Source organism: Palleronia pontilimi, from assembly GCF_016412875.1.
Taxonomy (GTDB): domain Bacteria; phylum Pseudomonadota; class Alphaproteobacteria; order Rhodobacterales; family Rhodobacteraceae; genus Palleronia; species Palleronia pontilimi.
On record NZ_JAEKPD010000005.1, the window covers coordinates 23,653 to 45,227 of the forward strand.

The following is a 21,575-nucleotide window of genomic DNA, read 5'->3' on the forward strand; positions in this document are numbered from 1 at the left end:
ATGACCGACAGCACAGACATCTTCATTTCGGGCGCCGGGTTGGCGGGCATGATCTTGGCCGCACGGCTGGCCAAGCGCGGCTTCAGCGTGGTGATCTGCGATCCCTCCACCCCGCCCGAGAACGCGGAAGCCGAAGGCTCGGACCTGCGCTCGACCGCGTATCTGGAGCCGTCCCGGAAGGTGATGGACGATGCGGGGATCTGGGAAACGCTGGCGCCCTACGCCACTGCGCTGAAAGCGCTACAGGTCATCGACACCCATGATTGGCCCCCGCGGGAACGGACGCGCCGCACCTTCCACCCCACGGACCTGGACCTGGACAGCTTCGGCCAGAACATCCCCAACTGGCGCGCGCACCTGGCGCTGATGGAGCATTTGCAGACCCGCGACAGCGTCGATCTGCGTCTGGGCGTGGGCTATGACAGCCACGTGGCCCGCGATGACGCGGTGACGGTCACGCTGACCGATGGCAGCACGATCCGCGCGCGACTTCTGATCGGGGCCGACGGGCGAAATTCGCCCGTGCGCGACGCGGCGGGGATCGACGTGAAGACCACGCGCTACGGCCAGAAGGCCTTCGCCTTCGCCGTCGGCCATGAAAAGCCGCATCACAACATATCAACCGAGATCTACAATTCGGGCGGCGCCTTCACCACCGTGCCGCTGGCCGATCACGACGGCGCCCCGGCCTCGGCCATCGTGTGGATGAACGACGCCAGCCGGTCCCGCGAGTTGTCGGAAATGGACGAAAGCGGGTTTCGCGAGGTTCTCAACGCGCGGTCCTGCAGCATCCTGGGCGACATGCACGCGGTATCGCCGATCCGCACCTGGCCGATCATCACGCAGACGGCGAAGGCCCTGTCGGCCAAGCGCACCATCCTGATCGCCGAAGCCGCCCACGTGCTGCCGCCCATCGGCGCGCAAGGGCTGAACACGTCGATCGCCGATATCGCCGTGCTTTGCGACATGCTGGGCGACGATCCCGGCGCCGACGACACGCTGCAGCGCTATGCCAAGGATCGCGCCCGCGACATGAAACTGCGCTCGGGCGCCATCGACCTGTTCAACCGGGTCTGCCAGTCCGACAACGCGGTCGTGCAGGGGATGCGCAGCGCGGGGCTGATCGCGTTTCACGACTTCGCCCCGCTTCGCAAGCGCGTGATGCAGGCCGGGATGGGCAGCGCGGCCTAGAAGACCGCGTCCAGGACCTTTTCTAGCCGCCCGACGCTGGCATCCACGTCCTTCAGCTTGTCCAGGCCGAACAGGCCCAGCCGGAACGATTTGTAGTCGTCCCCCTCGCCCACCATCAGCGGCACGCCCGCGGCGATTTGCACGCCGTGCTCGGCGAAGGCCTTGCCGGTCTTCACGTCGTCGCGCTCCGTATAGGCGACCACCACGGCGGGGGCTGCGAAGCCGTCGGCGGCGACCGAGCGGATGCCGCGGTCACGCAGCAATCCGCGGACCTTTTCGCCCTGCTCCCACTGCGCGTCACGCAGCTTGTCAAAGCCGTAATCGCGCGTCTCGATCATCGTGTCGCGGAACCCGCGCAGCGCGTCGGTGGGCATGGTCGCGTGGTAGGCGTGGCCGCCGCCCTCGTAGGTTTCCATGATCGACAGCCACTTGCCCAGGTCGACGGCGAAGCTGTTGGACTTGCGCGATTTCACCACATCGACCGCGCGCTTGCTCATCATCACGCAGCCCGCGGCGGGTGACGCCGACCACCCCTTCTGCGGGGCCGAGATCAGGACATCCACGCCGGTGGCCTTCATGTCCACCCAGGCGCAGCCCGACGCGATGCAGTCCAGCACCATCAGCCCGCCCACATCGTGCACAGCCTTGGCCACGCGCGCGATGTAGTCGTCGGGCAGGATCATGCCAGCGCTGGTTTCCACGTGGGGCGCGAAGACGACGGCCGGGCGCTTCTCGGCGATCTTTGCCTCGACCTCTTCGATGGGTGCGGGCGCGAAGGGCGATTGCGGGTCGTTGCCCTGGCGGCGGGCGGGCATCACGATCTCGTCGTAGGGCAGATCGCCCGCCTCGAAGATCTGGGTCCAGCGGTAGGAAAACCAGCCGTTGCGGATCACCATGACCGTCTGGTCGGTGGCCAGCTGGCGCGCCACGGCTTCCATGGCGAAGGTGCCGCCGCCGGGGATCAGCGCGACCGCGTCGGCGCGATACACCTCTTTCAGCATGCCCGACAGATCGCGCATGACCTGCTGGAACGCGGCGGACATGGAGTTGAGCGAGCGGTCGGTGAAGACCACCGAGAATTCCATCAGGCCATCGGGGTCGATATCGGGCAGCAGCGCGGTCATGGGTAATCCTTTCGTTTTACCTTTGGTAACGGGACCGCGGGCGCTGGGCAAAGTCTATCTTCGTATGCCGTTCAGAGCGGCCCGGGGCGCCGTTCCTCGCTGAGCAGGACGTTCGCTTCCACATCGCCCACGCCCGGCAGGGTCATGATGCGGCGGCGCAGGACACGCTCGAAATCCGCCAGGTCGCGGGCGACCACGCGCAGACGGTAATCGTAAAGACCTAAGACATGCTCGACCGTCTGGATCTCGGGGATGGCGCCCAGCGCGCGTTCGAAATCCGGCAGGGCGACGCGGCCCCTGGTGGCCAGCTTCACGCCCAGGAACACGGTCACGCCGAAGCCCAGCTGTGCGAGGTCCAGATCCAGCCGCCGCCCCGCGAGGATCCCGGCCTCTTCCAGGCGGCGCACGCGTCTCCACGTCATCGGCTGGCTCAGACTCACCCGGTCGGCCAGGGCGCCGCTGCTGAGCGTCGCGTCCTCCTGCAGGGCTCGCAGGATCGCGCGGTCGGTGGCGTCGATGGCGGTCAAAGCGGCAACCGTTCGTCGGTTTTCAGGGTCGCAAGCTGCATCAGCGCCTCGACCTCGGCGATATGGGGCAGCGTGACGATGCGGTTGCGGTAGAGCTGGTGGTAATGGTCCAGGTCGCGCGCGATCACCGACAGGCGCACGTCGACACGGCCGAGGAACGTCTGGATTTCGACGACTTCCGGCACCTCGCGCGCGGCCTCGATGAAGTCGTCGAAGGCGCGCGGCGCGGCCTTGTCGAGCGTGAAGCGCAAGCTGACCTCGACGCTGTAGCCCAGCGCCCGCCAGTCGATCCGCGCGTGCTGACCCCGCAGCACGCCGTCGCGGCGCAGCTTGTCGAAGCGTCGCGCGGCCAGCTGGGCCGACACCCCCGCGCGGGTGGCCAGCGCCTGCGTCGTGGCGGCGGGATCGTTCTGAAGCTGCCGAAGCAGACGGCGGTCGGTGTCATCGAGCATTGGATCGAGAGTTTTTCGCAGATGAGTGAATAGAAAACCGTATAGCAGCGCGCAATCTGCGCATCCAGAACGGTTTTCGCACGTGGATTTGCCCTTATGGTGCCCGCCAGAGACATCAACCCGAAAGGACGAAGACATGCGCGTGTATTACGACCGCGATTGCGACATCAACCTGATCAAGGACAAGAAAGTGGCCATCCTGGGCTACGGCAGCCAGGGCCACGCCCACGCGCTGAACCTGCGCGATTCGGGCGCCAAGAACCTTGTGGTCGCGCTGCGCGACGGTAGCCCCAGCCGCAAGAAGGCCGAGGGCGAGGGCCTGCAGGTCATGGGCATCGAGGAAGCCGCCGCCTGGTGCGACCTGATCATGTTCACCATGCCCGATGAGCTCCAGGCCGAGACCTACCGCAAGCACGTCCACGAGCACCTGAAGGAAGGCAGCGCCATCGCCTTCGCGCACGGTCTGAACGTGCATTTCGGCCTGATCGAGCCCAAGGCGGGCGTCGACGTCATCATGATGGCACCCAAGGGCCCCGGCCACACGGTGCGCGGCGAATACACCAAGGGCGGCGGCGTGCCCTGCCTGGTCGCGGTCCATAACGACGCGTCCGGCAAGGCGATGGAGATCGGGTTGTCCTATTGCTCGGCCATCGGCGGCGGCCGCTCGGGCATCATCGAAACCAACTTCCGCCAGGAATGCGAAACCGACCTCTTCGGCGAGCAGGCGGTGCTCTGCGGCGGCCTGGTTGAGCTGATCCGCATGGGCTTCGAGACGCTGGTCGAGGCGGGCTACGAGCCCGAGATGGCCTATTTCGAGTGCCTGCACGAGGTGAAGCTGATCGTGGACCTGATCTACGAGGGCGGCATCGCCAACATGAACTACTCGATCTCGAACACCGCCGAGTACGGCGAATATGTCTCCGGTCCGCGCATCCTGCCCTACGACGAGACCAAGAAGCGCATGAAAGAGGTCCTGTCGGACATCCAGACGGGCAAGTTCGTGCGCGATTTCATGCAGGAAAACGCCGTGGGCCAGCCCATGTTCAAGGCCACCCGCCGCCTGAACGACGAGCACCAGATCGAACAGGTGGGCGAAAAGCTGCGCGGCATGATGCCGTGGATTTCCGAAGGCCGCATGGTCGACAAGGACAAGAACTGATCCATCTTCTATTCCGATCCGAAGGCCCCGGTTCACCGCCGGGGCCTTTTCCGTTTGCAAGCGAGCCTCAATGACCGACCGCCCGACCCTGGAAAACTGGCTTTCGATCCTGGCCCTCGGGCTGATCTGGGGCGGCACGTTCATGGTGGTCAGCGTGGCGCTGCGCGGCTATGGCCCGCTGACCGTGGCCGCCGCGCGCACCGGGTTGGGGGCCGTGGCGCTGATGATGCTCATGGTGGTGCTGGGGCGCAGGTTGCCGCCCTTCGGGCCGATCTGGATCTCGGGCGCGCTGATCGGCATCGCGACCTCGGCGTTGCCGTTCTTCCTGCTCAGCTGGGGCCAGCAATACGTGCCGTCGGCTTTCGCGGGGATTTCGATGGCTGCACTGCCGCTATTCGTGCTGCCGCTGGCGCACGTGTTCTCGGACGAGCCGTTGTCCGGGCGCAAGGCGGCGGGGGTCACCCTGGGCTTCATCGGCGCGCTGGTGCTGATCGGACCGGGCGTGCTGTCCATCGCGTCCGAGCGGCTGGTGGCGCTGGGTCAGCTGGCCTGTATCGGGGCCGCGCTGTCCTACGCGGTGGGCTCGATCTTGACGCGGCGCTGTCCCGAGGTGGACGCGATCACGCTGGCCACCATCACCCTTGGCGTCGGCGCGGTGATGCTCGTGCCCGCAATGCTGGTCGTGGAAGGCGTGCCGCGACCCACGGGCGGCATGCCGGACGCGGCGATCCTTTTCCTGGGCCTGATTCCCACGGCTCTGGCGTCGCTCATCCGGGTGCGAGTGGTGCAGACGGCCGGATCGGTCTTCATGACGCTGGTCAACTACCAGGTGCCGGTATGGTCGATGGTGCTGGGCGCGCTGGTGCTGGGCGAGGATCTGCCGCTCAGGTTCTTCGCGGCGCTCGCGCTGATCCTTGCCGGGCTCGCGATCAGCCAGTGGCGCTCGCTCCGGGGGATGGCCCGGGCCTAGGCGTCGCGCGCATCGGCGATCTTGGCGGCGATGCCAGACACGACCTCGTTGAGCATGTCCTCGTCCTCGCATTCTGCCATGACGCGGATCAGCGGCTCGGTCCCGGATTTGCGGATCAGCACCCGGCCCGTATCGCCCATGCGCTTTTCGGCGGCCTCGATCTCGGACTTGACGCGCGCCGTGTTCAGCGGGTCCGACCCTTCGGCATAGCTCACGTTTTCCAGCTTCTGCGGCACGCTCTGGAACTGGCGGGTCAGTTGCGAGGCACGCTTGCCGCTCGCGGCCATGATGGCAAGGAATTGTAGCCCCGCCAGCAGCCCGTCGCCGGTGGTGGCGTGGTCGGTCATCACGATATGGCCCGACTGCTCGCCGCCCAGGTTGAAGCCGCCCTTGCGCATCGCCTCGACCACGTAGCGGTCACCGACGGCGGTGCGGTGCAGCTTGAGCCCCTGCGCATCGAGATGCCGCTCGAGGCCTAGATTACTCATCACGGTGGCGACCAGCGTATTGCCCCGCAAGCGCCCCTCGCGGGCCCAGCGGGTCGCGAACAGCGCCATGACCTGATCGCCATCCGCGATCTGGCCGTTCTCGTCGATGATCATCACCCGGTCCGCATCGCCATCCAGGCAGATGCCCAGATCGGCGCCCGCTTCGATGACGCGGGCGGCGGCGGCCTGCGGTTTCGTCGATCCGCAGCCTTCGTTGATGTTGCGCCCGTCCGGCGCATTGCCCATGGCGATGACCTCTGCCCCGAGCTCCCACAGGACTTCGGGCGCGACACGGTGGGCCGCGCCGTTGGCGCAGTCGATCACCACCTTCACCCCATCGAGCGTGGCCCCCGTCGGCAGCGACGCCTTCACCCGTTCGGCATAGCGGAAGCGGCCGTCGTCGATCCGCTTGGCGCGCCCGATATTGGCGGGCCGGGCCGGGGTCACGCCTTCTTCGACCATGCGCTCGATCTCGGCCTCGGCCTCGTCGCTCAGCTTGTAGCCGTTCGGACCGAAGAACTTTATGCCGTTGTCCTGATGCGCGTTGTGCGACGCCGAGATCATGACCCCCGCATCCGCCCGCATGGATGGCGTCAGCATCCCGACGGCAGGGGTCGGCACGGGGCCCAGCAGCAGCACGTTCATGCCAACGCTGGTGAAGCCCGCGGTCATCGCGGTTTCGAACATGTAGCCCGACAGGCGCGTGTCCTTGCCGATGACCACGCGGTGCGCGGCCAGCCCTTCGCGGCGGAAGTAGCGGCCCGCCGCAGCACCCAGCCGCATCGCCAGGTCGGCGGTCATGGGATAGGTGTTGGCGGTGCCGCGCACGCCGTCGGTGCCAAACAGGGATCGGGTCATGGGTCTACCTCGGTGCTGGCCTGCCACAGGGTCAGGGCCTGTCTGGTGGGCGCTATATCATGGACCCGGCTGATCTGGACCCCTTGCGCGATGCCCGCAAGCGCCACGGCGATCGAGCCCGGCATCCGCGCCCGCGCGTCGTCGGTATCGCTCAGCGTGCCGATGAACCGCTTGCGCGACGCGCCCAGCAGGATCGGGCATCCCAGGTCGTGAAACAGCGCCAGGTTTCGGATCAGCGCAAGGTTATGCTGAAGGGTCTTACCAAATCCTATACCGGGATCGACCACGATCCGGTCGCGCCGGATGCCCGCCGCCTCGGCACGGGCGATGCGCTCGGCGAGGGCGTCGAAGACGTCCAGGACCACGTCGTCATAGTGCGGCGCATCCTGCATGGTCTCGGGCGCGCCCTGGGCATGCATCAGGCAGATCGGCAGCCCGCTATCGGCCGCGGTCGGGGCCATGTCCGGATCGAAGCCCAGCGCCGAGACGTCGTTGAGCATGGTCGCTCCCGCGCCGATGGCCGCCCGCGCGACGCTGGCCTTCCGGGTATCGATCGAGATCGCCCCGTCCCAGTCGGCCCGCGCGGCACGGATCGCGGGCAGAACCCGGGCGATTTCGGCGTCGGCGTCGACCTCGTCCGCGCCGGGTCGGGTGCTTTCGCCGCCCACGTCCAGGATATCCGCGCCCGCCGCGATCAGCGCGCGCGCGGCGCGGGCCGCCGCATCGGGACTGTCGAAGCGCCCGCCATCCGAAAAGCTGTCGGGCGTCGCGTTCAGGATCGCCATCAGCCGCGGCGCGTCCATGGACAGCCCCGCGACATCCGCGCGCGGTCGGCTGAGCCGGTTCAGGGTGTCGAGCGGCATGTCGTCAACGGCCACCACATGGGGCGCGGCTTTGCGGTCCAGTCGCAGCGCGTGGGTGAACCACGTCCAGCCCCCCGCCAGCGGCACGGCGCCCTCGGGCCGCCAAGGCCCGGTCTGGGCAAGCGGTCGGTAATAGCTCATGGCAGCGTGGTCTGGTCCAGATCGATGCCGGTCGCGCCCTCCGGCGCCGTGGCGCCGATGAACAGGATTTCGCGGGCGTGCATGACCTGGGCGAACCACAGGCACAACGCGGCGGCGTCGCGCGGCCCGGCGGCGGGCGGGGCGACGGCATCGAGCACCATTTTCGGCGGCGCCCAGACGGTCAGCTGGCCGTGCCGCATGGCCCAATCAAGCTCGGTCCGGGTTTCGACCACCACGCAGCGCGGATCGCGCCCCGCCAGGACCCAGCCGTTCTGCTCGGTCGCCAACAGGTCGATGCGGCGCTGCGCCAGGGGAGCCGCGCTGCGCGGCGCGGGGCGGTCGGCGGGGCCGACACACAGGATCGCGGGCGCACACGCCGCGACCTGGTCGATCCAGCCGGTCAGGTTGTCGGACGCGATGGCCTCGTTGCTCAGGAAGACGACCAGCGGCCGTGGCGCGTCGAGCTCTTCGGCCAGCCGCGGCTCGGACGGTGCCGACCGCACGATTTCGACCCCCAGCGCACCGGGCCCACGGTCCAGCTTCTCGATCCGCACGAAACAGCGCAGCGCCAGCGGTTCGGTCAGGATGCGCTCGGCGATGCGTTCGGCCAGGGTTTCCAGCAGGTTCAGCCGCTCGGCGCTGAGCTCCGCGGCGATCGCTTCGGTGATGCGGTCATAGGACAGGATGCGGTCCACGTCGTCGCCCAGGTCGGCGGCATGGGGGCGCACTTCGACCACCACGTTGAAACAGACCCGCTGGGTCGTGCCGCGTTCGGGCTGGTAGGCCCCGATCTCAACCTCGACGATATGGTCGCGCAGGGAAATGCGGTCATGCGGACGATCCGGCCCGGTCGCGACGGCGCGCGCTTCGGGATGCGCGAAGGCGAGTTTCAGATCGCTAGGCATGAAAAGGGCCGCCCCCCAGGTCAGGTGCGGCCCCGATAGCGGTTTCGGTCGAGCGTGAAAAGCCCCGTGATCCTTAGCCTTGGGCGTAGAAGTGATGCGCGCCGATGGTGGTCGTGCGGTCGAAGACCTTGGCCCAGCGGGGATTCACCGCCTTGGTGTGGTAGAACTCGGCCCCGTCGGTCAACGCACGGGGGGCGCCGTCCAGCATCAGCTTCGCGATCTTGCCGACGTCGCGATAGGACGCCGCGTCGCGCACCACGTCCGACAATCCATCGCAGGTATAGGTGAATTGGCACTGGTACTTGCGGCCCGTACCCTGGTTCACCACGCCGCACACGGTGTCGGGGAACTGTGCGCTGTCGACGCGGTTCAGGATGACCTCGGCCACCGCGAACTGCCCCTTGGGGGTTTCGCCGCGGGCTTCGAAATACAACGCCTCGGCCAGGCAGGCCCATTGCTTGTCGCCCTTGGCGCTGGGCTGGCGAGCCAGGAATTCAGCGGTATATTCGATCTGGTCCGGTGCGGTCGCGGGGGCGGTCGTCCGGCTACCGAAGATACGCGACAGGATCGACACGCGCTCCTGTCCGACCTCGGGCGCGTCGGCGCCCAGAAGGCTGGTCAGCTTGGCGCCCAGCGCGGCGGGCGCTTCCGACTTGGTCGAAATCACCGTCTCGGCTTGGGCGGCCTGTCCAGCGGTCAGGCAAGTCGTGACGCAAAGTGCGAGCGTCCGGAGTTTCTTGACAAGCATGTCGTGTCCCTGTTTCTGCACGGCCGCATGAACTCAAGTCCCCACTCGTCAAAACGGCCGCATATGTCAGTGAATGCTGGCGTTATAGCTAATGCTGCGGTGCAGCAACACCCGACATTCTGTCGCACTCGGCGCAGGCGGAAAGCTGCCTAGCGGATCGGGGGTGCAGATCCCAGGTCTTCGCCTTCGCGGATCGCCAGATGCGCCGCGGCCATCCGGGCGACGGGCACGCGGAACGGCGAACACGACACGTAATCGAAGCCCAGGCGTCGGCAAAAGGCGATCGAGTCCGGATCGCCCCCGTGTTCGCCGCAAAGCGACAGGGTCATGGACGGTCGCGCCGCCCGCCCGCGGGCGGCACCGATTTCAAGCAGCTCGCCCACACCATCTGTGTCGAGTTGCAAGAACGGGTCGTCCGGGAACACCCCCTGCCCCACATAGGCCGACATGAACCGGCCCGCATCGTCGCGCGACAGCCCGTAGGTCATCTGCGTCAGGTCGTTGGTGCCGAAGCTCAGGAAGGTGGCGCAATCCGCGATCTCGCCCGCGCGCAGCGCCGCGCGCGGGGTTTCGACCATCACGCCCAGGGCGTAGTCCACGCTCTGGCCCGTCTCGACCTCGATCGCGTCGGCGACGGCGGCGATGCGCGCACGCACGATCTCGACCTCGCGCTTGGCCGATACGAGCGGGATCATGATCTCGGGCGCGACACGGGGCTCGGTGGCCAGCGCGGCCTCGAATATGGCGCGGGCCTGCATCTCGTAGATCTCGGGCACGGCGATGCCCAGCCGCACGCCGCGCATCCCCAGCATCGGGTTGACCTCGGTCAGGGACTGCACCCGCTCGGTCACGGCGCTGAGCGGCAGATCCAGCGCGGCGGCAAGCGACAGCATCCCCGCGCGGTCGGTCGGCAGGAACTCGTGCAGGGGCGGGTCGAGCAGCCGGATGCAGACCGGACGCCCCGCCATGATCGTGAACAGTTCCTTGAAATCGGCGCGTTGGACGGGAAGCAGTTGTTCCAGGGCGGCGCGCCGGTCCTCGGGCCGGGCGGCGAAGATCATCTCGCGCATGACCGTCAACCGCCCTTCTTCGAAGAACATGTGCTCGGTGCGGCACAGCCCGATGCCGTCGGCCTGGAAGCGATCGGCGACCCGCGCCTCGGCGGGGGTGTCGCAATTGGCGCGGATGGAGATGTCGCGCTGCTCGTCGGCCCAGTTCAGCAGGGTGCGGAAGGCCGGGTCCATCGCCGGTTCCAGAAGGGGTGCGGCGCCGCGGATGATACGGCCCGCCGAGCCGTCCAGCGTGACCAAGTCGCCCGCCTTCAACTGGGTGCCGTCGTCGGCGGTCAGGGTCTTCTCGCGCAGGTCGATATGCAGGGTGTTCGCACCCACCACGCAAGGCAGGCCAAGCCCGCGCGCGATAACCGCGGCGTGGCTGGTGGCCCCGCCGCGCTGGGTCAGGATCCCGACCGAGGCGTGCATTCCCAGCACATCGCCCGGCGTCGTCTCGCGGCGGACGAGCACGCACCGTTCCTCGCGCGCGGCGGCGGATTGGGCGTCGGCCGCGGTGAAGACCAGCCGCCCTGTCGCAGCACCAGGGGACGCGGCGATGCCCTTGCCGAACACTTCGAAGGTGCCTTCTGGATCGACCTGGGGGTGCAGCACGTCCAGAAGCGTGCGCGGCGCGATGCGCAACACGGCTTCGGCCTCGGGGATGATGCCGTCGGTGGCCAGCGCGACGGCGATGCGCAGCGCGGCGCGGGCGCTGCGCTTAACGCGCAGAGCGTCCAGGATGTGCAGCGTTCCGTGCGAGACGGTGAATTCGATCTGCATTTCCTCGCGCAGACGCTGGCGGCAGATCGCCCCGTGATCTTGCAGCGCCTCGAAAATCTCGGGCGCGCGCTCTTCCAGGGACGGGCCGCGCTTGTCGCGGGTCAGATAAAGGGCGGGCACGTCCTTCAAAAGCGCCTCGCGGCCCTGGGACTGGTTCAAGTAGCGTCCGGTGATCTGCGGCTGGCCCTCGGCCGAGTTGACGAACTGGATGACGCCCGAGCCGGACTCGCCCCGCTCGGGATCGCCCACGCCCATGACCATCTGCTGCACCACAAGGCCAAGCCCGGCATCGGCGGGGGCGCCGCGCGCTTCGCGCAGCAGCCGCGCTGTGGTTCCGTCCCAGGCGCGCGCCATGGATTTCAGCACGTCGGCCAGTTGCAGCGCCGGATCCTGGGGGAAGGGCTCGTCCAGAGCCGCCTCATAGGCTTTCTGCAGCGCCCGGATCGTGGTCTGGCCGTCGAAGATATGCGGGTCCAGCCGCGAGATCTGCAGCGCGTAGGCCTGGATGAAACGGGCGTAGATCGCGTCCGCCGCCTGCACGCCGATGCTGCGCTGCAGCAGGTCGTGGGTGCGGTCGGTCATGCCGATATTCAGCAGGGTCGATGGACCGCCCCAGTCCGGCTGCGCCGTCGACGGGCGCACCGACACCAGCGGCATCTCAGGATCCATGGCGGCCAGAATGCCCGCGCAGTCAAGGCGTTCGCCCGCGCCCACGGACGCGACGGTGTCGAAATTCAGCGCCAGCGTCCGCGGCACCGGCAGGCCCAGCCGGACCAGCCGTTGCAGGCATTTCGCGCGGCCCCCATGGACGGGCACACGGATATTGGCGGTGGGGGTGATCTCGGTCACGCCCGGAAAGGGGTGGTTATGCTGCACTGCGGCGCTCCTGTCCGGGCAACCCTAGTGAACTGCGTGCCGCCAATCAAGTTCGCGCCAACCGGCGCACCGGCATGGGGTGTCCCGCGCTACCCGTCCACCCGGGTCAGATCGGCCACGTCGAGACACAGCTGACGGATGCGATTGAGCAGGTTCAGACGGTTGCGGCGGACGATCTGCACGTCGCTATTGACCTGCACCGCCTCGAAGAACGCGTCGATCGGCGCGCGCAGCTTCGCCAGTGCGGCCATGGCGGCGCCGAAATCCTCGGCCTGCATGGCGGCATCTATGTTCGGACCCTCGGCATCGAGCGCGGCGAACAGCGCGCGTTCCTCGTCCGAATCCGCGTATTTCACGTCCGCGCCGTAACTGTATTCGACGCCGTCCTTTTCCTCGGCCTGGGCCAGGATGTTGTTGGCGCGCTTGAAGCCCTGCAACAGGTTCTCGCCGTCGTCCGTCTTCAGGAAATCCGACAGCGCACGTGCGCGCTTGACCAGAAGCGTCAGGTCGTCGTTGCCGGGCATCGCAAGACAGGCGTCGATGACGTCGTGGCGGATGCCCTCGTCGCGCAGGTGGACCTTCAGGCGGTCGTGGAGGAAGGCGAGGAGGTCCGGTCCGTAGACATCGAAGTTCGGACCTGAAATGCCGTCCTCGTTCTCGGCGATCAACATGTCTGCTTTCGAGAAGATACGATCTTCGAGAAGCTTTATTCGTATGTCGTTCACGAGCAGCAGCCGGATCACCCCCAGCGCGGCGCGGCGCAAGGCGAACGGGTCCTTCGAGCCGGTCGGCTTCTCGTCGATGGCCCAGAAGCCCGTCAGCTTGTCGATCTTCTCGGCCAGCGACACGGCGACCGAGACGGGCGCGGTGGGCACGGTGTCCGAGGGGCCAAGCGGCGCGTAATGCTCGGCCACGGCGTCGGCCACTTCCGCGGGAAACCCGGCTTCCAGCGCGTAGTAACGGCCCATGATCCCCTGCAACTCGGGGAACTCGTAAACCATTTCCGAGGTCAGGTCGGCCTTGGCCAGCCGCGCGGCCTGTTCGGCGGCGTCCGGGTCGGCGCCGACGGCAGGGGCCAGCTCGCGGGCCAGTGCCGCGATGCGCGCGACCCGCTCGGCCTCCGAGCCCAGCTTGGCGTGGAAGGTGACGCTGGCCAGGTTCTCGATCCAGGGCTGCATCTTCGCATCACGCGCCACACGCAGGTCGTTTTCCCAGAAGAAGGCGCCATCGGCCAGGCGGGCGGACAGGACGCGCTGGTTGCCCGCAAGGATCGTGGCACCGTGATCGGCCGTCTCGCGGTTGGCGACCGTCACGAATTGGACGATCTGCCCGGTTTTCGGGTCGCGGACCGAAAAGAACTTCTGGTGTTCGCGCATCGAGGTCTGAAGCACCTCGGGCGGAAGCCCCAGATACGCGTCGTTGATCCGGCCCATCAGCGTCACGGGCCATTCGACCAGCCCCGCGACCTCCTGCAAAAGGCCCGCGTCTTCCACCACTTCGAGCCCGTTGGCGAAGGCCGCGTTGGTGGCGTCGTGCCAGATCGCGTCGGCCCGCTCGACCGGATCCAGGATTACGCGGGCGCGCTTCAGCTTGGCCACGTAATCGTCGAAGCCCGTCACGCGGATCTCGCCCGGGGCCATGAAACGGTGGCCTTCGGTGATGTCGGCGGCGACGATGCCATCGACCGTCAGCGGCACGATCTCGGCGCCGTCCTCGCGCGTCAGGATGCACAGGATCCGGTGCAGCGGCCGCACCCAGCGCAGGCCGCCCGCGCCCCAGCGCATGGATTTGGGCCAGGGGAAATCGCGGATGGTCGCTTCCAGGACTTCGGCCACGATATCGGCGGCGGCGCGGCCGGGCCGCTTGATCGTGGCGTAATAGACCTGGCCCTTCTTGTCGTCGCGGATCTCCAGGTCGTCGCGGCTCACGCCCGCCCCGCGCAGGAAGCCGTCGACCGCCTGGTCGGGCGCACCGACCTTGGGGCCCTTGCGCTCTTCGACGGTGTCCGGCGAGCGGTCCAGCAGACCCTCGAGCGCCAGGGTAAGGCGGCGCGGCGTAGCGAAGGCGCCCGCATGCGCATAGGTCAGCCCGGACTCGACCAGCCCGTCGGTGACAAGCCGTTGCAGATCCTCGGACGCGCGTTTCTGCATCCGGGCGGGGATCTCTTCGGAAAACAGCTCGATCAGCAGGTCGGGCATCACTCAAACTCCTCGCGCGGGGGGCAGGCTTCGCCGACGGGGGTGCCGTCATAGGCCTTTTCGCCGCAATTGTTCAGCTGGTGCCAGATGAAGCCGCGCCCGTCGTCCAGGATGGCGACGATCCGGTCGGCGCCGTAGGCCACGTTCTTTTGCGACAGAAACGTGGCGCCGCGGCCATCGGCCAGCGCCGCGCCGATGGCATCGGCATCAAAACAATCGAACCAGCGGGGCGCGTTCAGCGGTTGCGCGTCCACCGGCGTGAACGTGGCGCGCGCCTCGGACGGGGTCAGGTCGGTGGTGAAGCAGGCCCGGAAGCGGATGGGCGACGAATTGGCGTCGATGGCTTTGATGTCGCGCGCGTCGATCCGGCGCGGCGCACCATCGCCCTGCGGGATCAGCGCCACTTCGGACGCTTCCAGCGTCACCTCGTCGTAATAGTGATAGACCTGCAGGTAATAGACCGAGATCGCCACCACGATCCCGGTCAGCACGATCGCAGCGGTCATGATCTTGCCGATCATGCCGCGCGGCCGCCCGCGCCCGTCCGCAGAAACGCGTCGGCGCACATCTTGGTCAGCGCCCGGACCCGACCGATGAACGCCTGCCGTTCGGTTACCGAAATCACGCCCCGCGCGTCCAGAAGGTTGAAGACATGGCTGGCCTTGATCGCCTGGTCATAGGCCGGCTGCGCCATGACGATGTGGCGACCGGTCTTGGGGTCGGTGTCGGGCTGGTCGAGGATGCGGGCGCATTCGGCCTCGGCATCCTGGAAATGCTGCAGCAGCGTGGCCGTGTCCGCGGTGTCGAAGTTCCAGCGGGCGTATTGCGCCTCGGCCTCGCGGAAGACGTCGCCGTAGGTCAGCGGGATCGGCGCATCGGGCGGGTTGAAGGGCATGGCGTTGCCATCATCGAAGCCCAGCACGTACATGGCCAGCCGTTCCAGCCCGTAGGTCAGCTCGCCCGACACCGGGTGGCAATCGTGGCCGCCAACCTGCTGGAAGTAGGTGAATTGCGACACTTCCATGCCGTCGCACCAGACCTCCCACCCAAGACCCCAGGCGCCCAGCGTCGGGCTTTCCCAATCGTCCTCGACGAAGCGGATGTCGTGCAGCTCGGCGTTGATGCCGATGGCTTCGAGCGAGCCGAGGTAGAGCTCTTGCAGATCGGGGGGCGACGGTTTGATGATGACCTGGAACTGGTAGTAGTGCTGCCAGCGGTTGGGGCTGTCGCCATAGCGCCCATCGGTGGGTCGGCGGGACGGCTGCACATAGGCGGCCGACCAGGGCGTCGGGCCCAGCGCGCGCAGGGTCGTGGCGGGATGGAAAGTGCCCGCGCCGACCTCCATGTCGTAGGGTTGCAGCACCGCGCAGCCCGCATCCGCCCAGTACTTTTGCAGGGCCAGAATGATATCCTGGAAACAGCGCGGTTGGGCCATGGTCTGACGTCCTGTCGGATGCGCGGAGAGATGCGCGCCTTGCATAGGCAGAAGGGCAACAAGGGTCAATCGCAAGGGCCGGTAACGGTTCGTTTTCTTGACCTTTTCGCTTCTATCGGTGTGTCTAGCGCGCGAACGCTCTTGGTATCGGGCTTAAACGGACTTTGGATTGACGATGACAGCTTTTTTCCGCGCCACGCTGATGGCCCTGACCCTGATCGCAGCGCTTCCGGCCCTGGCGCAGACCGCGGATCGCTATATCCAGATCGAGGCGCAGTCGGGCGTGAACGCCGCGTTGCGCGCGGCCCAGCGCTATGACGCGCGGCTCGACCGGGTCGAAGGCTACCGGCTGGGTGCGACGAATTGGTACGCCATCGTGCTGGGCCCGTTCACCGAGCAGCAGGCCAACCAGGTGCGGCGCGATTTGCGCTCGCGACGCGCCATCCCGGGCGATTCCTTCCTGACCGATGGCGGCTCGTTCCGGCAGAAGTTCTGGCCGGACGAGACGGCGACCGTGCCGAACGCGTTGCCGGAACCGGTGGAGACGGCGACCTTGCGCGAAGTCACCCCCGAAACCACGCCCGCCCCAGAAGAGGCGCCCGCGAACCTGCTCCCCGCGCCGCCGGCCCAGCCGGGCGAGACGCGCGACCAGGCCTTGCGCTCCGAACGCGATCTGGACCGCGACGCCCGTCGCGACCTGCAGGTCGCGCTGCGTTGGGCGGGATATTACGACGCCGCCATCGACGGCGCCTTCGGGCGCGGCACACGGGGTGCAATGGCCGACTGGCAGGCGGCGCGCGGCTTCGAGTCCACGGGCGTTTTGACGACCCTGCAACGCGTGGCGCTGATCCGCGAATACAACTCGGTTCTGGACGGTCTGGGCTTGCAACGGGTGACCGACGATGTGGCCGGAATCACGGTCATGATGCCGACGGCGCTGGTGGATTTCGAAACCTACGAGCCGCCCTTCGTCCACTACGCACCCACCGATCCCGACGGGATCCACAAGGTGCTGCTGATCAGCCAGCGCGGCGATCGGGCCAATCTTTACGGCCTGTTCGACATCATGCAGACGCTGGAAATCGTCCCGCCCGAGGGCCCGCGCGAAAAGCGCGATCGGGGCTTCACGCTGGTGGGCGAGGGCAAGGACTTCATCTCGCAGACCGAAGCGCGGCTGCGCGACGGGCACGTGAAGGGCTTCACGCTGATCTGGCCCACCGGCGACGAAGCGCGGCGCAAACGCGTGATCGAGGAAATGATCGCCAGCTTCGACGCCAATCCCGACGTGGTGATGGACGACATGGTGGGCGAGCCCAGCGAAGACCAGAGCATCGATCTGTTGGCGGGCCTGCAGATCCGGCGCCCCGAAACGGTGCGCTCGGGCTTCTACGTCTCGCGCCGGGGACAGGTCCTGACAAGCGCCGACGCGGCGCAATCGTGCCAGCGCATCACCCTGAACAACGACGTGGACGCGCGCGTGATCGCGGTCGACGCCGCCGCGGGCCTGGCCCTGCTGGAACCCACGCAGCCGCTGGCGCCGCGCGCCCATGCGGCGTTCCAGGCGGCCGTTCCGCGCCTGAAATCGCAGGCGATCCTGGCCGGGTTCAGCTTCGACGGCGCGCTCGGGGCGCCATCGCTGAGCTATGGCGAACTGGCCGACATGCGCGGGCTCAACGGCGAGGAATCGGTGAAGCGATTCGCCCTTGCCGCGCAGCCCAGCGATGCGGGCGGGCCGGTTCTGGACAGCACCGGCGCGGTGCTGGGCATGTTGCTTCCCGGGCCGGTCGAAAGCGGCCGCGTCCTGCCCGAAGGCGTGGCCTTCGCCGCGGATGTCGAGACGATCGACGCGTTCCTCGGCGCCAACGGCATCGATGCGCCCGCGGCGCGGGGCAATGCGCGGCTGGCCCGCCGCGCGCTCGAAGATCGGGCGACGGACATGACGGTGCTGGTGGGCTGCTGGAAATAGCCTGTCCCGGCCAGGCGGGCCGTCTAACGCAGGATCGTCCGCATCAGCGGGCTTTCCGCGTCCTTCAGGCCGTCGATCACGTCGAAATGATGCCGCCCGGCGTCGATCTCGCAAGGCACGCCCCACGCGCTCGCTAACCATTGCGCCTGGTCCAGGAAGGCAGGTCGTTCGTCGCCGCCGACCCAGACGGTCACGGGCACGTCGAGCGCGCGGGCCTGTAGCGCCGGGCTTTCGGCCACGGCTTCGCGGTGGGTCAGGTGCAAATCTTCGTTCATCGCCGTTTCCATCAGCGGACGCAGATCCGTCAGCGGCGAGATCGGCACGCAACGCTCGATCCGCGCGGCCAGGGCGTCTGGCAACAACGCGTCGGCACACAGCATCCGCGCCGCCAGGTGTCCGCCCGCCGAGTGGCCCGTCAGCCGGATCGGCCCCGCCACCGCATCGGCAATCAGTCCGAGCGCCGTCACGATCTCGCGCGTCATGGTCGAAATGCGCGCCTCGGGGGCCAGGGTGTAGCCCGGCATCGCCACGGCCCACCCCGCGTCCAGCGCGCCCCCGGCGAAGGCCGACCAGTCCGACGGCTCGAAGCTGCGCCAATAGCCGCCATGGACGAAGACGACCGTACCACGCGGCGCGCTTTCGGGCAGGAACAGATCGAGCGTCTGACGCGCGCCGTCGCCGTAGTGAAAGCCCGACACCGCCCGCTTGCCCAGCGCCTTGCGGAAGGCGCTCGCCTCCGCCCGCCAGCGGGGCGGAAAGTTTTCCGCGTCCGGTATATGGTCGCGATTGTTGTAGGCGTCATCCAGCGCCGTGATCAGTTCCTGTGTCATTTCACAAGTCTGACCCTATCGACGCAGAAATACACGCAAAAAGTTAACGCCGCACCCCGGCAGGGATGCGGCGCGTCACTCAGCTTGTCGGCGAGCGATCAGGCGTCGTGCTGCTCGACCGCTTTCCCATTGACGGTGTCGCCCTTGGCGATCTCGATGCGGCGGGGCTTCAGAGCCTCGGGAACTTCGCGCTGCAGCGCGATGTTCAGCATGCCGTTCACGTGGGTCGCGCCCGTGACGCGGACATGGTCGGCCAGCGCGAAGCGACGCTCGAAGGCGCGCGTGGCGATGCCGCGGTGCAGGAAGGTGCGGCCAGAATCGTCGTCGGACTTCTTGGCGGTGACGATCAGCGCGTTTTCACGCTGCTCGACGCTCAGCTCGTCCTCGGTGAAACCGGCAACCGCGATCTGGATCTGCCAGGCATCGTCGGCGGTCTTTTCGATGTTGTAAGGGGGGTAGGTCTGCGCACCGGACGTGTCGGACATGACACGGTTCATGAGGTCGGCCATCTGGTCGAAGCCGACAGTGGCGCGGTGCAGCGGAGCAAGGTCGAAATTACGCATGGGGGTCATCCTTTTCATAAGCGATAACAGTCATCTGCCCGCTCGTGCGTCCGAGCCGGGCGTCGGTTCACCGGACCCGTCTGGCATCCGGTGACGCATATGTGGGAAGACGTTTTTGCCCCTTCAAGACCCCCGGATGGGGAAAAATTCCGGTCTCAGGGCCGCAGGAATTTGGCCGAGCCCATGGCGCGCGCTTCGCTCTGGCCCATCCGCACGACCTTGGGTGTCTTGCGGTGGAACACGCCGTCGCCCTGCGCGTCGAGCAGCGCGAGCAACTCGGCCACGGGCTGCTTCAGATCGGTGCCGATGGACACTTTCTGATCGGCGACCTCGGCCTTGGCGCTGACGACCGATACCAGGTGCGGCACGTTGTCGGCATCGAAGGTCAGGATCGGCGCGCCCGACGCCCCGAAATCCACGTTGCAACTGGTGATCAGCGCGCCGTCCTGCGCGTTCAGCACGTGGCAGACCTCTTGCAGGTCGGGCCGTTCGGACCGGTCGAACTGGTAGGACACGACGCCGACCTCGGTCCCCATGCGGACCGCGCCGTTCATGTCGATGGCCGCCACTTGTTCGGCGGCGATGGCGTGATCGAGCTCGATCAGCGCCAGGTCGACCGCCAGGTCGCCCAGCCCGGTCTTCCCGTGGTGATACCGGGGGTGCACGATCACGCGCCGCACGGCGCGGTGCGCCTCGGCCCGGCCGTCACGCAGACCGGCCAGGAAAACGATCTCGGCGGGGCTGTGCCGCCCGCCGGTGCGCACATCGAACAGGCAGTGACCGGCCGTCAGCACGAGCTTCGGCGCGATCAGGGTCGCGGTGCAGAACTTCCCGTTGGCGAATTCCAGCTTGCCGATGGCCGAGAACGCCTGGCTGCCGTCGCGGCTGGCGAGGGTGCGGATCACGTCTGCGTCGATGGCGACGGCCGGGCCCGCGAAGACGCTCGCGGCAAGGGCCGCGGCGGGCAACAGGACGCGTCTGAGAAACGGGCGCATGGGCGGACTCCTCGCTGATGTCGAGGCAAGCGATAGCAGCCCGGCGCGGCGCGTTTATGTCGGGACTTCAGCCGTTGCGGGGCAAAGCGGCCACGGTTTCGCCCAATTTCGCCGGTCGCGGACCACCCATTGCCCAATCCAGCAGCTCGACCGTATGCACGACCGGCACCTCCGCCCCGCCCGCCAGCTGCATCATGCAGCCGATATTGCCCGCGGCGATGACTTGCGGCGCCTTCGCATGCAGCGTCTTCAGCTTGCGCGCCTTCAGCTCGCGCGAGATCTCGGGCTGCATCAGGTTGTAGGTGCCCGCCGAGCCGCAGCACAGGTGGCTGTCGGCGGGCTCGACCACCTCGAAACCGGCCCGCTTCAACAAGGTCTTCGGGTGCGACTTGATCTGCTGGCCGTGCTGCAGCGAACAGGCGGCGTGATAGGCGACGCGGATCGGCCCCTGCCCCGCCGGTCCCGGCGACACCGCGTCGATGCCCGCGATGTCCATGCGCGCCTCGTTCAGCGGCAGGGGCGCATCGCCGGGCAGCAGCTTCATCAGCACCTCGCTCACATCCATCGCCTTTTCGCTGATCTCGGCGGCATCCTGGGACACCGGATCGTTGCGCAGCATGTGGCCGTAATCCTTCACCGTCGTCCCGCAGCCCGAGGTGTTGATGACCACCGCGTCCAGCCCGCCCTGGTCCTTCACCGCCATCCACGCGGCGATGTTGCGCTTGGCCGCGGCATGGCTGTCCTGCTCGCGCCCCATGTGGTGGACCAGCGCGCCGCAGCAGCCCATGTCCTTCGCCACGACCACCTCGGCCCCCAGCCGGGTCAGCAGCCGGATGGTCGCGTCGTTGATGTCGGTGTCCAGCGCCCGCTGCGCGCAGCCGGTCAGAAGCGCGACGCGCATCTTCGTCTCGCCTTGCGCGCCGAAGGTCTGCGGATCGTCGTTGCGGCTGACCGGCGGTATCCACTTCGGTGCCATCTCGAGCATCGCGCGCAGCCGAACGTCCGGCATCCAGCGGGCGAAGGGGCGGCCCAGCTTCGCGCCCATCAGCGCCAGCCGGAACCGGCCCGGATAGGGCAGCACCGCCGCCAGCAGCCAGCGCAGCGCCCGGTCGCGCCAGGGGCGCTTGTAGGTCGCCTCGATATGGGCGCGGGCGTGGTCCACCAGGTGCATGTAATGCACGCCCGAGGGGCACGTGGTCATGCAGGCCAGGCACGACAGGCAGCGGTCGATATGCTTGACCGTCTTCTCGTCCGCCGGGCGCCCCTGCTCGAGCATGTCCTTGATCAGGTAGATCCGCCCGCGCGGGGAATCGAGCTCATCGCCCAGCACCTGGTAAGTCGGACAGGTCGCCGTGCAGAAGCCGCAATGCACGCAGGCGCGCAGGATCTCGTTGCTGCGCGCGGTGGCGGGATCGGCCAGCTGTTCGGGGGTGAATGTGGTTTGCATGTCGGTG

At 67.6% G+C, this 21,575-nt stretch carries 19 protein-coding genes; 4 read left to right on the top strand and 15 right to left on the bottom strand.

Features of this window, described 5'->3' with window-relative positions; all coding sequences use genetic code 11:
• Positions 1–1,191: an FAD-dependent monooxygenase gene (locus ILP92_RS05335; RefSeq protein ID WP_198915342.1), complete on the top strand. Its 1,191-nt coding sequence runs from the start codon at positions 1–3 to the stop codon at positions 1,189–1,191.
• On the opposite strand, the gene ILP92_RS05340 is transcribed toward ILP92_RS05335, so the two are convergent.
• The 3 genes from ILP92_RS05340 to ILP92_RS05350 all read right to left on the bottom strand — a co-directional run bounded on the left by ILP92_RS05340 (position 1,188) and on the right by ILP92_RS05350 (position 3,294).
• Positions 1,188–2,315, bottom strand: coding sequence for an aminotransferase class V-fold PLP-dependent enzyme (locus ILP92_RS05340; RefSeq protein WP_198915343.1), 1,128 nt, complete (start codon positions 2,313–2,315; stop codon positions 1,188–1,190). The two genes, ILP92_RS05335 and ILP92_RS05340, sit on opposite strands and share 4 nt — an antisense overlap.
• A 71-nt stretch (positions 2,316–2,386) precedes the next feature.
• Complete coding sequence (locus tag ILP92_RS05345; RefSeq protein WP_198915344.1) at positions 2,387–2,842, bottom strand: Lrp/AsnC family transcriptional regulator; 456 nt, start codon at positions 2,840–2,842, stop codon at positions 2,387–2,389.
• The gene (locus tag ILP92_RS05350) at positions 2,839–3,294 is read right to left on the bottom strand and encodes an Lrp/AsnC family transcriptional regulator (protein ID WP_198915345.1); all 456 of its coding nucleotides are present in this window, start codon (positions 3,292–3,294) and stop codon (positions 2,839–2,841) included. Before ILP92_RS05350 ends, ILP92_RS05345 begins: the two co-directional genes overlap by 4 nt.
• Before the next feature lie 136 nt (positions 3,295–3,430).
• Here ILP92_RS05350 and ilvC point away from each other — a divergent pair, with 136 nt between their 5' ends.
• Both ilvC and ILP92_RS05360 read left to right on the top strand, forming a co-directional pair.
• Entirely contained in the window at positions 3,431–4,453 is a 1,023-nt protein-coding gene (gene ilvC, locus ILP92_RS05355; RefSeq protein ID WP_198915346.1) for a ketol-acid reductoisomerase, read from the top strand.
• Positions 4,454–4,523: 70 nt separating this feature from the next.
• Positions 4,524–5,423 carry a DMT family transporter gene (locus tag ILP92_RS05360; protein ID WP_198915347.1) on the top strand — a complete coding sequence of 300 codons (900 nt, stop codon included), beginning with the start codon at positions 4,524–4,526 and terminating at the stop codon, positions 5,421–5,423.
• Here ILP92_RS05360 and glmM read toward each other — a convergent pair.
• From glmM to ILP92_RS05400, 8 genes are all read right to left on the bottom strand, one after another.
• A complete protein-coding gene (gene glmM, locus ILP92_RS05365) occupies positions 5,420–6,769 on the bottom strand; it encodes a phosphoglucosamine mutase (RefSeq protein WP_198915348.1) in 1,350 nt (449 codons plus the stop codon). The two genes, ILP92_RS05360 and glmM, sit on opposite strands and share 4 nt — an antisense overlap.
• Entirely contained in the window at positions 6,766–7,773 is a 1,008-nt protein-coding gene (gene folP, locus ILP92_RS05370; RefSeq protein WP_198915349.1) for a dihydropteroate synthase, read from the bottom strand. Before folP ends, glmM begins: the two co-directional genes overlap by 4 nt.
• Positions 7,770–8,678 (bottom strand): dihydroneopterin aldolase, encoded by a 909-nt coding sequence (locus ILP92_RS05375; protein WP_198915350.1) that lies wholly within the window; start codon positions 8,676–8,678, stop codon positions 7,770–7,772. The genes folP and ILP92_RS05375 overlap by 4 nt, the downstream gene beginning before the upstream one ends.
• Before the next feature lie 73 nt (positions 8,679–8,751).
• Positions 8,752–9,426, bottom strand: coding sequence for a cell wall hydrolase (locus tag ILP92_RS05380; protein WP_198915351.1), 675 nt, complete (start codon positions 9,424–9,426; stop codon positions 8,752–8,754).
• A 149-nt stretch (positions 9,427–9,575) separates the two neighbouring features.
• The gene (locus ILP92_RS05385) at positions 9,576–12,134 is read right to left on the bottom strand and encodes a putative PEP-binding protein (protein ID WP_198915352.1); all 2,559 of its coding nucleotides are present in this window, start codon (positions 12,132–12,134) and stop codon (positions 9,576–9,578) included.
• Between the two features lie 89 nt (positions 12,135–12,223).
• The gene (glyS, locus tag ILP92_RS05390; protein WP_198915353.1) at positions 12,224–14,332 is read right to left on the bottom strand and encodes a glycine--tRNA ligase subunit beta; all 2,109 of its coding nucleotides are present in this window, start codon (positions 14,330–14,332) and stop codon (positions 12,224–12,226) included.
• Positions 14,332–14,838, bottom strand: coding sequence for a DUF6446 family protein (locus tag ILP92_RS05395; RefSeq protein WP_235971131.1), 507 nt, complete (start codon positions 14,836–14,838; stop codon positions 14,332–14,334). Before ILP92_RS05395 ends, glyS begins: the two co-directional genes overlap by 1 nt.
• An 11-nt stretch (positions 14,839–14,849) precedes the next feature.
• On the bottom strand, positions 14,850–15,767 hold the full coding sequence (locus ILP92_RS05400) for a glycine--tRNA ligase subunit alpha (RefSeq protein ID WP_368667844.1): 918 nt from the start codon (positions 15,765–15,767) through the stop codon (positions 14,850–14,852).
• A 175-nt stretch (positions 15,768–15,942) separates the two neighbouring features.
• On the opposite strand from ILP92_RS05400, the gene ILP92_RS05405 reads away from it, so the two are divergent.
• Complete coding sequence (locus ILP92_RS05405; protein WP_198915355.1) at positions 15,943–17,733, top strand: trypsin-like peptidase domain-containing protein; 1,791 nt, start codon at positions 15,943–15,945, stop codon at positions 17,731–17,733.
• A 23-nt stretch (positions 17,734–17,756) separates the two neighbouring features.
• Here the strand turns inward: ILP92_RS05405 and ILP92_RS05410 are convergent, their stop codons facing one another.
• From ILP92_RS05410 to glcF, 4 genes are all read right to left on the bottom strand, one after another.
• The gene (locus tag ILP92_RS05410; RefSeq protein ID WP_198915356.1) at positions 17,757–18,563 is read right to left on the bottom strand and encodes a hormone-sensitive lipase; all 807 of its coding nucleotides are present in this window, start codon (positions 18,561–18,563) and stop codon (positions 17,757–17,759) included.
• Between the two features lie 98 nt (positions 18,564–18,661).
• Positions 18,662–19,126, bottom strand: coding sequence for an Hsp20 family protein (locus tag ILP92_RS05415; protein ID WP_198915357.1), 465 nt, complete (start codon positions 19,124–19,126; stop codon positions 18,662–18,664).
• A 155-nt stretch (positions 19,127–19,281) separates the two neighbouring features.
• The gene (locus ILP92_RS05420; RefSeq protein ID WP_198915358.1) at positions 19,282–20,121 is read right to left on the bottom strand and encodes a trypsin-like serine peptidase; all 840 of its coding nucleotides are present in this window, start codon (positions 20,119–20,121) and stop codon (positions 19,282–19,284) included.
• A gap of 67 nt (positions 20,122–20,188) precedes the next feature.
• Positions 20,189–21,568 carry a glycolate oxidase subunit GlcF gene (glcF, locus tag ILP92_RS05425; RefSeq protein WP_198915359.1) on the bottom strand — a complete coding sequence of 460 codons (1,380 nt, stop codon included), beginning with the start codon at positions 21,566–21,568 and terminating at the stop codon, positions 20,189–20,191.
• Positions 21,569–21,575 lie beyond the last annotated feature (7 nt).

Bases quoted from the DNA above. Each gene is read 5' to 3' on its own strand.
- ILP92_RS05335 (WP_198915342.1), top strand. From the start codon at position 1: ATGACCGACAGCACAGACATCTTCATTTCGGGCGCCGGGTTGGCGGGC.
- ILP92_RS05340 (WP_198915343.1), bottom strand. From the start codon at position 2,315: ATGACCGCGCTGCTGCCCGATATCGACCCCGATGGCCTGATGGAATTC.
- ILP92_RS05350 (WP_198915345.1), bottom strand. From the start codon at position 3,294: ATGCTCGATGACACCGACCGCCGTCTGCTTCGGCAGCTTCAGAACGAT.
- ilvC (WP_198915346.1), top strand. From the start codon at position 3,431: ATGCGCGTGTATTACGACCGCGATTGCGACATCAACCTGATCAAGGAC.
- ILP92_RS05360 (WP_198915347.1), top strand. From the start codon at position 4,524: ATGACCGACCGCCCGACCCTGGAAAACTGGCTTTCGATCCTGGCCCTC.
- glmM (WP_198915348.1), bottom strand. From the start codon at position 6,769: ATGACCCGATCCCTGTTTGGCACCGACGGCGTGCGCGGCACCGCCAAC.
- folP (WP_198915349.1), bottom strand. From the start codon at position 7,773: ATGAGCTATTACCGACCGCTTGCCCAGACCGGGCCTTGGCGGCCCGAG.
- ILP92_RS05375 (WP_198915350.1), bottom strand. From the start codon at position 8,678: ATGCCTAGCGATCTGAAACTCGCCTTCGCGCATCCCGAAGCGCGCGCC.
- ILP92_RS05380 (WP_198915351.1), bottom strand. From the start codon at position 9,426: ATGCTTGTCAAGAAACTCCGGACGCTCGCACTTTGCGTCACGACTTGC.
- glyS (WP_198915353.1), bottom strand. From the start codon at position 14,332: ATGCCCGACCTGCTGATCGAGCTGTTTTCCGAAGAGATCCCCGCCCGG.
- ILP92_RS05395 (WP_235971131.1), bottom strand. From the start codon at position 14,838: ATGACCGCTGCGATCGTGCTGACCGGGATCGTGGTGGCGATCTCGGTC.
- ILP92_RS05400 (WP_368667844.1), bottom strand. From the start codon at position 15,767: ATGGCCCAACCGCGCTGTTTCCAGGATATCATTCTGGCCCTGCAAAAG.
- ILP92_RS05405 (WP_198915355.1), top strand. From the start codon at position 15,943: ATGACAGCTTTTTTCCGCGCCACGCTGATGGCCCTGACCCTGATCGCA.
- ILP92_RS05410 (WP_198915356.1), bottom strand. From the start codon at position 18,563: ATGACACAGGAACTGATCACGGCGCTGGATGACGCCTACAACAATCGC.
- ILP92_RS05415 (WP_198915357.1), bottom strand. From the start codon at position 19,126: ATGCGTAATTTCGACCTTGCTCCGCTGCACCGCGCCACTGTCGGCTTC.
- ILP92_RS05420 (WP_198915358.1), bottom strand. From the start codon at position 20,121: ATGCGCCCGTTTCTCAGACGCGTCCTGTTGCCCGCCGCGGCCCTTGCC.
- glcF (WP_198915359.1), bottom strand. From the start codon at position 21,568: ATGCAAACCACATTCACCCCCGAACAGCTGGCCGATCCCGCCACCGCG.